Source organism: Halogeometricum borinquense DSM 11551 (assembly GCF_000172995.2).
GTDB lineage: Archaea > Halobacteriota > Halobacteria > Halobacteriales > Haloferacaceae > Halogeometricum > Halogeometricum borinquense.
The window spans coordinates 39,453-55,392 of the sequence record NC_014735.1 but is presented as its reverse complement, the minus strand read 5'-3'; the positions used below and the strand labels follow the sequence as shown (position 1 = coordinate 55,392).

11 protein-coding genes are annotated in these 15,940 nt (G+C 54.8%); 9 read left to right on the top strand and 2 right to left on the bottom strand.

Translation table 11 applies throughout. The annotated features are described in order from the left end of the window. Positions 1-231 precede the first annotated feature (231 nt). Positions 232-1,542, top strand: a complete 1,311-nt coding sequence (locus HBOR_RS14585; RefSeq protein WP_241432400.1) for an extracellular solute-binding protein — start codon at positions 232-234, stop codon at positions 1,540-1,542. 93 nt (positions 1,543-1,635) lie between these two features. Continuing rightward, positions 1,636-3,831 carry a sensor histidine kinase gene (locus HBOR_RS14580; protein ID WP_006056075.1) on the top strand — a complete coding sequence of 732 codons (2,196 nt, stop codon included), beginning with the start codon at positions 1,636-1,638 and terminating at the stop codon, positions 3,829-3,831. Positions 3,832-4,377: 546 nt separating this feature from the next. On the opposite strand, the gene HBOR_RS14575 is transcribed toward HBOR_RS14580, so the two are convergent. Continuing rightward, positions 4,378-5,154, bottom strand: coding sequence for an IclR family transcriptional regulator (locus HBOR_RS14575; protein ID WP_006056076.1), 777 nt, complete (start codon positions 5,152-5,154; stop codon positions 4,378-4,380). 177 nt (positions 5,155-5,331) lie between these two features. Here HBOR_RS14575 and HBOR_RS14570 point away from each other — a divergent pair, with 177 nt between their 5' ends. Both HBOR_RS14570 and HBOR_RS14565 read left to right on the top strand, forming a co-directional pair. Beyond that, positions 5,332-7,092, top strand: a complete 1,761-nt coding sequence (locus HBOR_RS14570) for an acyl-CoA dehydrogenase family protein (RefSeq protein ID WP_006056077.1) — start codon at positions 5,332-5,334, stop codon at positions 7,090-7,092. Continuing rightward, complete coding sequence (locus HBOR_RS14565; RefSeq protein WP_006056078.1) at positions 7,092-8,558, top strand: AMP-binding protein; 1,467 nt, start codon at positions 7,092-7,094, stop codon at positions 8,556-8,558. The genes HBOR_RS14570 and HBOR_RS14565 overlap by 1 nt, the downstream gene beginning before the upstream one ends. A gap of 358 nt (positions 8,559-8,916) precedes the next feature. Here the strand turns inward: HBOR_RS14565 and HBOR_RS14560 are convergent, their stop codons facing one another. Then, the gene (locus tag HBOR_RS14560) at positions 8,917-9,687 is read right to left on the bottom strand and encodes an IclR family transcriptional regulator (protein WP_006056079.1); all 771 of its coding nucleotides are present in this window, start codon (positions 9,685-9,687) and stop codon (positions 8,917-8,919) included. A gap of 391 nt (positions 9,688-10,078) precedes the next feature. On the opposite strand from HBOR_RS14560, the gene HBOR_RS14555 reads away from it, so the two are divergent. From HBOR_RS14555 to HBOR_RS14535, 5 genes are read left to right on the top strand one after another with little or no spacing between them, the layout of a single operon-like run. Then, complete coding sequence (locus tag HBOR_RS14555; protein ID WP_006056080.1) at positions 10,079-11,770, top strand: ABC transporter substrate-binding protein; 1,692 nt, start codon at positions 10,079-10,081, stop codon at positions 11,768-11,770. A gap of 22 nt (positions 11,771-11,792) precedes the next feature. Further along, positions 11,793-12,734, top strand: a complete 942-nt coding sequence (locus tag HBOR_RS14550; protein WP_006056081.1) for an ABC transporter permease — start codon at positions 11,793-11,795, stop codon at positions 12,732-12,734. A gap of 3 nt (positions 12,735-12,737) precedes the next feature. Next, positions 12,738-13,688, top strand: coding sequence for an ABC transporter permease (locus HBOR_RS14545; protein WP_013446560.1), 951 nt, complete (start codon positions 12,738-12,740; stop codon positions 13,686-13,688). Position 13,689: 1 nt separating this feature from the next. Then, a complete protein-coding gene (locus tag HBOR_RS14540; RefSeq protein ID WP_013446559.1) occupies positions 13,690-14,754 on the top strand; it encodes an ABC transporter ATP-binding protein in 1,065 nt (354 codons plus the stop codon). Next, positions 14,751-15,794 carry an ABC transporter ATP-binding protein gene (locus tag HBOR_RS14535; RefSeq protein ID WP_006056083.1) on the top strand — a complete coding sequence of 348 codons (1,044 nt, stop codon included), beginning with the start codon at positions 14,751-14,753 and terminating at the stop codon, positions 15,792-15,794. The genes HBOR_RS14540 and HBOR_RS14535 overlap by 4 nt, the downstream gene beginning before the upstream one ends. Positions 15,795-15,940 lie beyond the last annotated feature (146 nt).

Below are 15,940 nucleotides of genomic sequence, written 5' to 3'. Positions count from 1 at the left end.
TCTGTTTCTCAACTCTATTCTTCGATAGTGATATACGAAAATAACAAACTAGTTTGACATCTCTTGTTGTCTACTGCTCTGCTGCTGTCCGGCTGGGATTCCATTCTATCCGGATCTTCAATCTTATTTATAATAAGGATCGACAAGAAATACGTTTAGAACTGGATAAATATGTCTATAATACTCTATTACACCCACAAACTTATGCAATGAAGACCTATCTAGTACGTGATGCGGCGGACTCGAATGGGGCGTCGAGCGATTCTGAGTGCCGGCGGAACGATGTTGACTGGTGGTCTTCTGTCCGGCTGTCTCGGTACCATCAGAAGTAGTGCTGACAGCATTTCTATCGCCGCGACGGAAGGCGAGGGGCGACTGTTTCGAAGACTTACTGACGAGTTCGTCGCGGACGAAACCGGTATCGAAGTAAACGTCGAACTGAAGCCGTACGACGCACTGTACGAGCAAAACCGTAAGTTACTGGCCGAGCAGAACGACGAATTCGATCTCGTATTCATCGACGACCCCTGGTTTCCGCAGTTTGCTTCGGATCTGGAGCCCATACGGCAGTATCTACCAGATGGCGTTCCGGCTGAATACATCCAGACGACGCTTGACATCGCCCACTGGCCGACACCGCGAGGTCCGTTACCACCCGAAGTCAGCGACGAAGACCCGGTTTTGCGGGGGTTAGTCGTCGTTGGGAATACGCAGATCTTTGCGTACAACGCGACGTACTTCGATCAGGTCGGATACGATCCGCCCGAAACGTATCAGGACGTTCTCGAAGCGGGGCGAGCAATAGACGCGGAAATTGATGGCACACACGGATACGTTATTCGCGGGGCGCAAGGAAATCCGATCGTTACGAACTTCTTCCCGGTCGGGTTCTCGCAGGCCGGACGTATGTTCGACGCTGACTGGCGATTCCAGTGGGGCTCTCGGGAAGGTGTCGAGGCTGTCAGATTCCTCGTGCAGGAGTTAGCCGATATCAGCCCGGCAGACGTTACGAAGTACAACGAGGACGAAGTCGTTACAACACTTTCTCAGGGGACGGTTGCACAGGCCAGCACGTGGCCTGGGACGGCTTCTCTCGCGATAGCAGAAAATAGTCCGTCGGCCAGAGATCTCAAATTCACGGTTATACCGAGTAATGCCGATGGGCGCCGGGCACCCCAGCAGGGCAACTGGATTGTCGGTATCAACTCTCATACGAGCGAGGCGGCGAAGAAAGCCGGCGGGAAAGTAATCCAGTCGTTCGTCTCCAAGGAAGGTCAGGAACGCTACGTCGATATCGGTGGCGTCCCCTTCCGTCACGATACCTTCGAGAACAATCTCGACGCCCAGCCGTGGTTCGAAGCCCTTTACGAGAGCCTGCAAGATGCTCAATGGCGTCCGCGGACGCCTTTGTGGTCGATTATCGAGCGGGAACTTGGAGTGCGACTCCACAGCGCTCTGGGTGGTCCAATCTCTGCCGACGAAGCGATGCGTGGTGCGGAAACGAAAATCGAAAGCGTGCTCGAAAATGCAGGATACTACTGAGTCCACCGGCTCGGCAAAGTACCGAATTCGCTCGTTCGAACACGGTTTGGACAGCAGCTACCATCCAACTGCTGTAAACCCAGAGAGACTCTGATGATGTTCGATCCGATCAGACGAATCCTTCCCGACAAGGTCCGGCGGAGTTACGTCCTCAAATTTGGACTCGCTTTCCTGTTTCTCGGAACACTGGTTGGATCGATAGGGTACCTCACGACGACTGAGATGACGGCCGCTGTCGAACGGAACGTCATGCAAGAGCACGCGACAGTTGCCGCAGAGGAGGGCCGCAATTTCCGGACTTGGCACGAACAAAACAAGCGGCTAACGGGAGTGCTCACGGCTACGGACGTCGTCAGAAACCGTGATCCTGAAGCCATCCAGCGGCACCTTCGACAGCAACTGGTCTTCTTTCCGGACGCGACACACAGTATCGACTATGTCAATACGACGAACAACAGGATTCTTGCGGGCACAAGAGAAGTAGACACGCTTCAGACGGCTGATTTTCCTGACTCATCTCGGGTGAACACGAATCTCGATCCAGCCGAGCCGCTTGTCACCGAACCGTATCTGATAAACAACAAAACGCTGGTCATTTCCTACGTCCGTCCGGTTAGTGGGCAGCCAGAACGAGCAATTATTCTCACGATGGATCTCGGAGCGTACGGGCAGAACTTCCGGACTCACGGCCGGTCAGAACTGACGCTCGTGGTCGATTCTGCCAATCGAATCATCATGAGCGACGAGTTCGACCCTCGATACGGTGTCGAGTACGGACAGATATTCGAACGGCTTCCCGATCAACACGGTATTCTTCAGACGGCACGAAGTATCGACCCCGGTGAAGATCCGAGCGGGGCGATGGAAGTTGGCGACCGTCCGAGTGAGCTGTTAAGCGATGGTTACGGATTTAATCCCGACGGCTACGTCGTCGGATACTATTATTTCCCAGACCAAGATTGGGTCTTACTCTTTTATCAGTCAACCGTCGATTCCTACGGGTTTGTCCGTGCAGTTCAACAGTACGGCACTCTGGTGACGGTCGTGAGTGTCCTTCTGATCGGCGTCGTTGGGGCCATCCTTGGACGTAACACGGCTGTTGCTGTGGACAGATTGACCCGAAAGGCCGGCCGTATCGAATCTGGCGACTTCGATGTTGACTTCGAGACCAACCGAATCGACAATATCGGGCAGTTGTACAGGGCCTTCAATGAGATGCAGTGTACGATCCGCGAGCACCTGCGCGCGTCCGCTCTCATCGATAACGCTTCTGACCTCATCACGCAGGTTGACGAAAATGGCGATATTACGTTTCAGAGTCCTTCTTCACACGCGATACTCGGATACGATCCCGAGCAAATGGATGGAACGCCGTTGCTGTCCTACGTCCACCCGGATGACAAGTCAACAGTTGATTCAGCGCTGTCAGATGACGAGAATCCTCGCCGAATCGAATTCAGAATGCAGGATGCGGACGGTGATTGGCGCGTCCTTGAGGGTACGTGCGAGAAAGTTACGGACAACCCCTTCGTCACAGGGGTGGTGGTGACCTGTCACGACATTACTGATCGTATCGAGCGCCAAGCGGAACTCGAAGAGACCAAACGGGAACTCGAACGGTCGAACGAGGCGCTCCAGCAGTTCGCCTATATTGCTTCGCACGACCTTCAAGAGCCGTTACGAATGGTCAGTAGTTACCTCGACCTGCTCTCCTCGGAGTACGGAGATCGCTTAGACGAGGAGGCCAACGAGTACATCGAATTCGCCGTTGACGGCGCAGAACGGATGCGAAATATGATCGACGGCCTGCTCACCTACTCTCGGGTCAAAACGCGGGCCGGTGACTTCGAACCAATCGATCCGAACGAAGTCATCGATGACGTCTGTTTGGATCTTAAGTTGCTCATCGAAAACGAAGACGCAACCATCACGACAGATAGTTTCCCGACAATCAGAGCCGACGAGAACCAACTTCGGCAGGTCTTCCAGAACCTCATCAAAAACGCCATCGAGCATGCAGGTGAGGACCCACCCGAAATCCATATTGGTTTCACAGAACTTCCCGATGCGTACCGGTTCAGCGTCGAAGACAACGGTGTGGGAATTCCGGAGAACCAACAGGAGAAAATATTCGAAATATTCGAGCAGGCGTCCGGTGAGGAAAGCGGGACCGGAATCGGACTTGCGGTGTGCAAGCGCATCGTCGAGCGACACGGTGGCGACATCTGGGTCGAATCCTCTGTCGGGAAGCAGACTACATTTTATTTCACGATCTCGAAACAAAACTAGCCATTCGCGCGCGACCCGATGCATTCGGCATCGTAACGGTGCGTTCTCTGACTGATGAGATGGTTTATTCTCCCACCTCAACTGGATGTGGGATATTCTAAAATCATATATGAGTATATGATCTCAGATAGTCTTCTACTGTAGTAGAATGTGAGTAATTGATTTATTTTGCTGGTGTTCATGGATTATAGCGAGTTCTATGGTGTCATATCCGTCTTATATGGTTCCAAATAAGCTCCTTCTCCCTCAATTTTGTCTCTGTATTGGTGACTGACACGGGCACTAATGAGTTTGTGACGACGGATTTACAGTCTTTGTGTGGGTCCGTCGTTTCAGACGTTTCGTGCGTCGTGATTGATGCTTGTTCGGAGGTACTCGATTTTCATTACATCACTACTTGTGTAACAACTGATCTATTAATTCCACTCACTCTTTCGACCTTCCAGCACTCACCATTTCACTACTAACATGCAGGAGACAGTGATAGACTGCAAGACACGTCAGCGACAGCCACGTCTTTCTGCGTTCTGTTCCGCATTACGGAACTTAATCGGAGTATGCGATGTTTAGTTCCAGTTCGTTTGCTGTTTCGAGCAGCAGGGCTGGGAGCGTTTCTTCGAGTAACTCCCCTTGTAATCGATACGCGGGTCCCGAGATACTCAACGCCCCGATTGGCCATCCGTTTGTCCGCCTGACCGGGACTCCAACGGCGTGAATTCCGTTAACGTTTTCCTCCCGATTCACGCTGTATCCCCGTTTTTGAATTGCGTCTATCTCGTCGTGTAACGCCGATTTTTGCGTGATTGTGTTCTCTGTCAACGCCACGAGACTGATCTCATCGAGTATCCGTTCGACTTTCTCTTTGGGATAGCACGAGAGAATCGCTTTGCCCGCTGCCGTCGCGTAGAGGGGAACCCCTTCACCCGCCTTCGAGTTCGGTGTGCTGACAGCGTTATCGCCGGTTTCCCGGTGCACGTACACGGCTTTGCCGTGTTCGGCGACGAAGAACTGTGCAGATTCGTCCGTCTTTTCGGCTAACTCCTTCACTTTCGGGTGAAGTTTGGGGTACGCCTCTTTCCGGTTCCGAGCGTACTCCCCGAGGGAGAGAAATCGGAGGCCGATGTCGTATTCGTCTCCTTCCCTTACGACGTACTCTTGCGCCTCAAGCGTGGACAGGTGGCGATGGATGGTACTTTTCGCCTTATCCAACGTATCTGCCAACTCAGTCACGCGCGCACCTTCCATTGCACGGAGCGCTTCGATAATCTCGAACACGGTTTCGGTCGTCTTAACGGAACTTCGACCCTTGTTCTCTGTTGGCATCTCTCGTCTATTGGGTTCTCTTTTATCACTAATAATGTTCTGCTCTCCGGAACCGATTCTGCAAGCGCCCAGTCGTCCCGCCGCTCTCTTCGTCGCGGTTCGCGACTGCGACAACATAATTAAACAAGGTTTGTTTGTTGGGGAAGATTATTAACAATGGAGTGCATTCTGCGATATATGGGTACGACGTTAGAATACGGCTCTCTGGAAGCGGGTCGGCACTGTAACTATTACACCTATGACCCCTCGCTGCAGTTCGAACTCAGGCGGCGCTGTGATCCCGAGGAACTCGATTGGGGAGAATCAAACCTCCGTGAGTTCGGAGCGATGATCGGTCATACAGTAGCCGATAATGCCGACGTTGCCGATGATAATCCTCCTAAACTCCGTACGCACAACAAACACGGGGAAGTCATCAACGAGATCGAACACCATCCTGCCCACATCGAGAACGAGCGACTGGTCTACGAAGCCGGTGTTATCGCCGATGTCTTCGAGTCGCCACCCGGCCGTGAAGACCCCGTTTCGTTCCCCTACCATTTCGGGCAGTTCTATCTGATGGAATACGCCTCCAGTGTCGGCCTTAGCTGTCCCGGAGCAATGACGGGTGGGGCCGCACTCGTTTTAGATAAGTTCGACGACGGGTCGTTACAGCGGTTCTATGATGGACTGACAGCACGCGACTACGATGATCTGATGACCGGGGCCATGTTCCTCACCGAAAAGCAAGGCGGGACTGATGTCGGTGCGAACGAGGTAACCGCCGAACCACAGGAGGACGGCACCTACGAACTGTACGGCGAGAAGTGGTTCTGTTCGAATATCGACTCTGAGGCCGCACTCGTACTCGCACGACGACCTGCTGCACCCGACGGCACGGAAGGGTTGTCACTCTTTCTCGTTTCAACGCACGACCGCGACGGGGAGCCAACCAACTATCGCTTCCGCCGACTGAAGGACAAACTCGGGACCGTCACTGTGCCGACGGGTGAGGTCGTCTTCGAGGGTGCCGAAGCGTACCTCATCGGCGAGTCGGAAAACGGATTCAGACAGATGTCGGAGATGCTGAACGCCGAACGGCTCTACAACGCTATCGGTTCCTGTGGGTCCATGGGTCGGTCGTTACTCGAATCAAAAGTCCATGCTGCAAACCGCGAAGTATTCGGAAAACGACTCGACGAACATCCACTGATGCGTCGTGATCTCGCTGAGATGGCGACAGACCACGAGGCTGCGCTCGCTTTCACTTTCGAGGCTGTCGAAGCGCTTCACCGTCGCGAGCGCGAGAACGACGACGAGGCTCACCGCCTCATGCGTATCCTCGTCCCGACTGCGAAATACCGGACGGCACGGATGGCCGTCGATACCGCTTCCTACGCGATGGAGATCAAAGGCGGCAACGGCTACGTTGAGGAGTTCGTCCATCCACGACTGCTGCGTAATGCTCAGGTGCTTCCCATCTGGGAGGGTGCCTCGAACGTGATGGCGCTCGATGTTCTCCGGTCGATGGACCGCGAGGCCGCTCACGAACCGCTTCTCACATTGATTGACGAACGACTTGATTCGGTCACCCATCCGGTACTCGAACGCTTGGCAGCGGAGATCCGAGACGAACGGGACGGACTGGCAAACGCGATTACCGCTGTCGGGACTAGTGATGGTGAATACGCTCAAACACAGGCGAAGGAACTCACTGACTACATCTTCGATGTGACGACTGCCGCGATTCTCGTTGAGCAGGCACAGTGGCAACTTGACGTAGACGGCGATGCCCGGAAGGCTCTCGTAACCCGGCAGTTCGTGAACTCGTATCTACGTGAGCACGATGCACGCGGTATCACCGGCGGCGGTGAGCTGTCTACTGAGGCGTTCGATGCCGTCGTTCGATACGCGGCGTTCGATCCCGACCAGTTTGAGGACTTGGTGGTGATGAACTAATGTTCACGCTCCCGCATACGCTTGACCGGGCGAAGACCTTATTTCCCGATGCAGGCATCAGTGATGGCAACCGGCACCAGACATACCACGAGACGGCAGAAAACGCGGCGCAGTTAGCGACCGAGTTACGGAATCGAGGGGTGAGTGAAGGCAGTGTCGTTTCAGTAGCCGCGTGGAATACGCCACGGTTCTTCGAACTCCTGTACGCTATCACTGGTATCGGGGCCGTCATCTATCCGGTCAACGTGAATCTCCCACCGGAGCAAATCGCGTACACGATTGAGCGCTCAGACGCCGACATGCTGCTCTACGATTCCGATTTCGACGGTCTCGCGGAGTCATTCGAGGGCGATGCGATCTCGATTCCGGCGCTCGAGTATGCTGAAGAGGCGACTGAGCTTTCAGCGGCGCAAGACGATCCGGCGGTGATCCTGTTCACGTCTGGGACCACCGGGATGCCAAAGGCTGTCCGCTATACGCACGCGCAGATAGTTCACAGTTCGTTGGGAATGGCACACCAGATGGCTGAATATCAGACACCGGCGGCACTCTCAGGCGAGGACACGGTGTTCCCAGGTATTCCGATGTACCACCTTCTCGCGTGGGGGACCACGATTTTCGCTCCGTATCTTGGTGCAGATCTCATGCTCGCTGGCCGGTTCGACCCCCAGCGTCTCGGCGCGGCAGCGGAATCCGGTGAGGCGACGTGGTCGTGTCTCGTTCCGACGATGGCCGTCCAAGTTCTCGAAACGGGACATGATCTCTCAGGTTTGACTCTGCTCACCGGTGGGAGCGTCGTCAAGCGCGGGCTGACGGAGCGACTTCGTGATGCCGGCGTTTCCTTCGCAACAATCTACGGCGGGACCGACATGCTCGCTGTGGGTATCACACTTTGGACGAAGCATGCCCGCAGAGAGGGATACGAGTATGTGCGACGCTCGACGCATCCGATACCCGCTGTGGAAGTCAAGATAGACGAACGTGCGGGACAGGACGGAATGGGTGAACTGTTGGTCCGCTCTCCGTGGTTACCGGATGGATATTATGACGCTCCAGAGGGTAAAGACGATGCGTACGTAGATGGTTGGTTCCGTACCGGTGATCTGGGACGGCGACTCCCTGACGGCGGCATCACGATACTCGACCGACTGACGGACGCAATCAAGAGCGGTGGTGAGTGGATTCCGAGCGGCGTCCTCGAATCGGTCATCTCTGAGACTGATGGCGTAGAGAACGTGGCTGTACTTGCAAAATCCGATGCGGAGTGGGGTGAACGACCGGTTGCCGTTATCAGTGGCGATGTGACAGCCGAGACGTTGCAGGCCGACCTCCGTTCAAAAAGCCGGGACGGCCGGATCGAATCGTGGTGGATCCCGGACGACGTTCGGTTCGTCGAAGAGATGCCGCTCACGAGTACCGGAAAAATCCAGAAAACGTCGCTTCGAGACCAAATCCGACTGGAGTAACACGTCTGGATAACTCACGTTGGGTAACTTTTGTTCCGGGCCGCCAGGTTGGAACACTCTCTCGTGATGAGGGCGCTCACAACGTGGAGACGAAATCAGAACTGCGACGCTACGCTCCGAGTTTTTATGTCCCTCCTCGATTTGTTGTACTTAAACTAGTTCTCTGTATCCGAACTAAATATATTCCTCAGTTACGTATGAGTAATACACGTATAATATCACAATCGTAGACCTGTAATTGATCTGCAATATAGGTCCCGTTAGAGGTCTCGAAACGGGAGTTTTCTATCTAGAATATAAAAGAGTCTCTGTAATCAAAATAGAAGTGCGGTGAGGCGAGCCGACATTTCGAACCGAGTCAGAGTGTGCTTTGCGCTTCTACTAACGATTCTGTCACCTCGGCCGTCGCTGAACGGACGTGATCCGCAAGTTCGTTTTTCAGCCGTGACTGATCGATTCGATAGGCAGGGCCTCCAGCGCTGATCGCTCCGAGCGCGGAGCCGTTCGGTCGCTTGATCACAGAACTGACTGTTCGATACCCCTCGACGCATTCGCCATCGTTCAGTGCGTACCCGTTCTCACGGACCTGTTCAAGCTCTGCGTGTAACGCTTCTCGGGATTGAATCGTCTTGTTCGTCGTTGCGGGCAGTCCTTGTGTATCTAAGATCTCGTCCCGTTTGGAATCTGCGTACGTTGCGAGAATCGCTTTCCCTGCCGCTGTATTGTGAAGAAAAAACTCGGTGCCTGTTCCGAACGTCGATTCGTTGGTGGCTCCGGCGGCCTCGAACATCAGGATTAACCGGCCGTTCTCTTCGACAGTGAAGTCCACTTCGGCGTCTGTTCGACTTCCCAACTCTCGCACTTTTTGTTCTACGAGTTGATAGGATTCTCGAAACTCGACAGCGCGTTTTCCAACTGTCAGGAAGTAGAGTCCGAGCGTGTAGCGTTCACCCTCCTTGACGATGTAGTCGTTTGCTCGCAGTGTTGAGAGATGTTTGTGTACCGTACTTTTTGCCAGTCCCGTCTCTTCGACGAGTCCACGTAGGGTAACCCACCCGTGGTCTACGATTAGTTCGAGAATGTGTAGTGAGGTCGCAGTCGTGGTCAACTCCCCTTTCCCAAGTGGCATACATTGACGCATAAAATATTGATATATAATGGTTCCGATAAAACAAACTAGCATCCCAACACTGACAAGGAACTCCCATCGGCAGCCACATACGCACGTGAGTGACTTGGAGGGGATTCAGCGTCAGTCCGCCTGCGGGGAGTGAGATTTAGACGCTACGCGGCGCCCGTGATACGAGTCCCAGTTAGAGATTGTCGCTGATGTCGAGTACGACACCGGTACAGGCGTAGAGACGTTCGGCAGTGGCTACCCAGTAAACAGATCTAAACTATCTATGGATTTTCTTTCACAATAAATGTATCTGTAGTGAATTGATATCTGTTGACAAAACCCGGACAATGGTGCCGGAGGAAATACTTACTTTTTTCCTGAACGTTTCGGGTGACTGCGTATGGATAACGATAGCAAGCTCTCAGTTAGCCGCCGGCGTTACGTCGGATCAGTCACCGCGGGTCTTACTGGTATTTCGCTCGCCGGGTGTACTGGAACGGAAAACCAAGCTACTGGGACGGAGTCAACGGGCGATACGGGGTCATCTGATGGAACGGCGGGGGACAAAGCGGACACGTTCGTCGTTGGCTCGTCGAGTAAACCGTCTACGCTCGACATCCACAAGGCCACCCGCCGACCCGAGGAAACTGTTCTCTCTGCACTACACGAACCGCTCTTCCGGCTTAACGAAAACAAAGAGCCGGTGCCTCATCTCGCGGCAGACTACAGTGTCAATGAGGATGCGACGGAGTTCGTCTTCCAGATCGAACAAGGAGTCACGTTCCATAACGGCGACGAACTGACCGCCGAGGAGGTGGTTTATAATTGGGAACGGTTCGTCGAAAACTCTCCGTCTTCATACCTTCTTAGCCCCGCAAAAGCGTTCGAGGCGACGGGCGAGTATGAGGTAACGGTTACCTTTGATGCACCTTACCCACTTCTCCCACGTTATCTGACGGACCCGCTCACGGGATTTGTTTCGAAGCGCGCCGTCGAAGAAGCAGGTGAGAGTTACGGGCAAGATATTGCAGTCGGGACTGGACCGTATCAATGGAAGAACTGGGAACACGGCACCGCAATTGTCCTCTCGAAGTTCGAAGAGTACGGATGGGGGCCGGAGTTCGCTGCAAACCAGGGGCCGGGCAATCCTGAGCAATTCCGGTTCGAGATCCACCCGGAAGCGACCACGCTGTTAAACGAACTCACTAGTGGTGGTGTCCACGGCTCATCCTATATCACGCTTAGTGACACAAAGGAAGTCGAACAGGCGGACTCGACGAACCTGATCCGCAAGCAGTACACGCGTCCGGGCTACCTCGCAATCAACGTCGAAAAGAAGCCGACTGACAATGTCCACGTCCGTCGGGCAATTACCCATGCTGTCCGGAAACAGCCGGTAATTGAGGCCGCCTTAGGCGGCGAAGGATACCCAATCTGGAGTATCGTTCCGCCTGTGGCCGTGAACGCTCTCGACGAGGAGAAAGCAAAGGAACTCGGACAGACGGTCAGTCAAGAGAAAGCCCGGAAAGAACTCGATGCAGCCGGGTGGACGAACTCGAAGCAAGGCGAAGTCCGGACCAAAAACGGTGAAGAACTGAAACTGACCTTCTACGCCTTCACTATCCCGCGGTACAAGAAAATGGGGAAGGTCGTTGCACCGCTCCTCGGTGAGGTTGGAATCAAGGCAGAACTAGAGATTCTTGAGGCAGGGACGCTGTACAAGAACCTCCAGTCCGGAAACCACAACATCACGACGATGGCGTATGGCGGCAACTGGGCCGTGAACGCCCTTGAGCCGATTCTGAAAGGAGAGAACACGGCTACCGAGGGGGGGACGAATTATTCGCTGTGGCAGAACGACGAGTTCGACAGCCTCCTCGAAAAAGCAAAGACGAGTCCGGAGCAGGCGACGAGAGAGCAGGCGATTCTCGACGCGCAGAAAGTTGTCCTCGAAGAGGTCCCTGTCACGCCGATTTGTGCCTTCAACAAGGTTTACGGCCACAAAAAGTCGGTTTCAGGGACCGACTCGTGGACGGAACACCCTTGGTGGCCCGATCAGGAGTGGCTGAACCGACTCGAACTGGACGTCTAACAAGCCAACCCACTATTTGAATATGCTTAAATACGTCACTCGACGGTTACTCATCACTATCCCCGTCTTGATCGGCGTGACAATCGTTATCTCGTCGATCATTTATATCGCTCCGGGGAACCCTGCGCGCATCGCCCTTGGTGCTAATGCGCGGCCGGCGGCAGTTGCCGAACTTGAGCGACAGATGGGCCTCAATCAGCCACCATGGATTCGATATCTGGAGTGGCTCTGGGGGGTTCTCCACGGCAACCTCGGCGAATCCATCCGGACACAGCGGAGCGTGATCCAGATGATCGCCAATCGGCTTCCAGCAACGCTCGAACTGGCGCTGTCTTCGATGGTGCTGACGTTCATCATTGCACTCCCGCTCGGCGTCATCAGCGCCGTAAAGCAGTATACGTGGGCAGATAACCTGTCGATGCTGTTCGCAATCTTCTGGATCTCGATGCCATCGTTCTGGTTGGCGCTTATCCTCATCCTGCTGTTCTCGGTACAGTGGAGTCTCTTCCCAATCTCGGGACGAGCGACCCCCGTCTTTACCACGGCGTGGTTGGTGTCGTTGATCTTGCCCGCTGTCGCAACAGGGACGAGACGCGCAGGGCTTCTCACGCGGATAACGCGATCTTCGATGCTCGAAGTCCTCAACGAGGACTACATTCGCACGGCACGTGGCAAAGGAATCGGTGAGAAGTCGGTCATCTACACGCACGCCATGAAGAACGCGATGATCCCAGTGATCACCCTCATCGGACTCCAAATACCTGCGATCTTCGGCGGGTCGGTGATCATCGAGACCGTCTTCTCTTGGCCGGGGATGGGTCGATTGCTAGTCAACTCGGTTCTGCAGCGGGATTACCCGGTCGTGCAGGGTCTCGTGTTGGTGTATGCAATAATCGTCGTCGCCTCGAACCTACTCGTGGACGTCGCGTACGGCTACTTCGATCCGAGGATAGAGTACGAATAAACTATGACGAGAGATAATTCAACGCACGACGACGCAGACCGTGATGGACAAGTGAGCAACGAGGCAGGCAGTTCGCGGGGAGCGCAGGCTCCAAAGATGGTCGAGACGGGGCGAGTCGCTCGGACGAAGACAGTTCTTCGACGGGTGATGAAAAACTGGTTTGCGATGTTCGGCCTCGTGGTCGTTGTGCTACTCATCCTGACTGCGATTTTTGCACCGCTTATCGCACCGCACGACCCGACGGAGCAGAACTACGATGCGTTGTCCCAGCCACCGAGCGTAGAACATCCGTTTGGTACGGACACTTACGGCCGCGATGTGTTCTCTCGCGTGGTCTTCGGGTCCCGTTATGCAGTTTTCCTCGGGGTGGTGATCGTCGGCATCGAGATGCTGATCGGCGTAACGCTCGGACTCGTCGCGGGTTATTACGGCGGCTGGACCGAGAGTATCATAATGAGAATTGTCGATATTAGTCTCTCGATACCTGCGCTGGTACTTGCGCTTGCCATTGCAGGTATGTTAGGCGGTGGCTTATTCCCACTCATTATTGCCGTCAGCCTCGTTGGCTGGCGCGGATTCGCTCGCTTGGTCCGCGGCGATGTCAAGAGCGTCATCGAGGAAGAATACATCGACTCAGCCAATGCGGCTGGATTGAGTGACTTCCGTATCATCACGCGGTACGTCTTGCCCAATGCGGCATCCAGTATTATCGTCTATTCGACGCTGACGATACCGACCGTGATTCTCTGGAGTGCTGGACTTTCCTTCCTCGGGATGGGCGTTCAGCCCCCGAGACCGGAGTGGGGTGCAATCCTCGCGGCCGGCCGTGGTGAAATCGACTCAGCGTGGTGGATCGCAACGTTCCCCGGTCTGGCGATCATGATTACGGTGATCGCCTTCAACGGACTGGGTGACGGTCTCCGAGACGCACTCGACCCGAGACAGGTACGCTAACATGACTGAACCACTACTCGAAATTGACGACCTTCACGTTCACTTCGAAACTGAGGAAGGGACCGTAGAGGCACTGGACGGTGTAAGCATCACAGTCGGCCGCGATGAGGTCGTCGGCGTGATCGGCGAATCCGGCTGTGGAAAGAGCGTGACTGCCCTTTCCACGATGGGACTTCTTCAGTCCCCGCCGGCGAAGATCGAACGTGGATCAATCCGCTACGACGGTCAAGATCTCCTTGAGCTCTCCAAATCGGAACTGAACGAGATTCGCGGCGACGACATTACGATGATCTACCAGGATCCGATGTCGTCGCTGAATCCCGTGCTGACGATTGGAAAACAGATTATTGAACCGCTGCTCGCCCACCGTGATATCTCGAAATCGGAGGCGAGAACTGAGGCAAAACGGATGCTCGAAGCCGTTGGCCTCGCTGATGCTGAGAGACTTCTGGCTGAGTATCCAGAGGCGCTGTCGGGCGGTATGCGACAGCGGGTCGTCATTGCGATGGCGCTCATCACCGAACCGGATCTGCTCATCGCGGACGAACCGACAACCGCGCTCGACGTAACGATTCAGGCGCAGATCGTCGATCTCCTCCGAGATCTCCGCGAGGAGTTCGGAATGAGCGTTCTGTTCATCAGCCACGATCTTCCCGTGATCTCCGAAATCGCAGACCGGATGGCCGTCATGTATGCCGGAAACGTTGTCGAAACATGTGCGATGCGGGAACTGTTCGAGGCACCGCTTCATCCCTACACCCGAAAGCTCGCCGAGAGTATCCCGAAAGTCGGTGAAGTCGCTGATCGACTTCCGACTATCGAAGGGACAGTTCCGGAGCTAATCGATCCGCCACAGGGGTGCCGGTTTGCTTCCCGGTGTCCGCAGTATATCGGCGACGTTTGTGACTCGCATGATCCCGAACTGGCAGCGCCGGATACTGCGGCGACGACGAACCACCGTGTTGCGTGCCATCTGTACGATGAGAGCGTCCCTTCCAGCCCGCCGTGGCATAGCCGAGACGAACACGAGGATAGCATTCGAAATAACGGGGGTGAAGAAGCGTGAGTGTAGACGATGCGAACAGCGATCCGCGTGAGACCGCGGCACTCCGTGAGGACGGCCTGAAACCAGATGATGGACTGCTCGTTGCTGACGGGGTTCGGAAGTACTTCCCCGTTCGGAGTGGAGTCCTCAACCGGCACGTTGGCGACGTGAAAGCCGTCGATGGCGTGAGTTTCAGCATCCAAGAGGGAGAAACCCTCGGCCTCGTCGGTGAATCCGGCTGTGGCAAATCCACGCTCGGAAAGACGCTTATGCGGCTTCATGACGCAACTGATGGGAGTATCTACTTCGACGGTGAGGATATCACAGATGCTTCTCGGAGTCAGATGCGCTCGCTCAGACGCGACATACAGATCATCTTCCAGGATCCCGGATCGTCGCTGAATCCCCGGATGACGGTGGCGGACCTCATCACCGAACCGATGCGGGCGTTGACGGATTGGGACCGAGAGAAACGTCAGGCTCGACTCCACGAACTCGTCAACGAAGTTGACCTCCAAGAGAACCATTTGAAACGCGCCCCGCACGAGTTCTCGGGCGGGCAACAGCAGCGCGTCGCTATCGCTCGCGCACTATCGGTGAATCCGCAGATGATCGTCGCTGACGAACCGACGAGTGCGCTTGACGTTTCGGTCCAAGCCAAGATACTCAATCTGATGGAGGATCTTCAGGACACGTACGACCTGACCTACCTGTTTATCAGCCACGATATCTCTGTCATCCAGCATATCTGCGACCGCGTAGCGGTGATGTACCTTGGAGAACTCGCGGAAGTCGCTCCGTCCCGAGAGCTATTCGAAAACCCGAAGCATCCCTACACGCAGGCGTTGCTCTCCGGGATTCCGCGAGCAACGCCGGAACCGATGACGGACCGAATTATCCTCGAAGGCGATGTTCCAAGCCCCGAATCCCCCCCGGACGGCTGTCGATTCCACACACGCTGTCAGGAGTACATCGGAGATATCTGCGAGGATGTCGATCCTGGATTTGTGGAGGTCGGAGACGGTCACTCCTGTGCCTGTCATCATTACACTGACAAATAGGCACCAGATTTCCCCTTCACGTAGTTTTATCTGTCATGTCAAATATCGTGGTACTCAGTGGTAACTATACTCATAGAGAAAGTCGAAGGACTAGCCAACATAATCGACCGCAGGCGAGTAGTTCCGTGACGCCACGGTATATCATC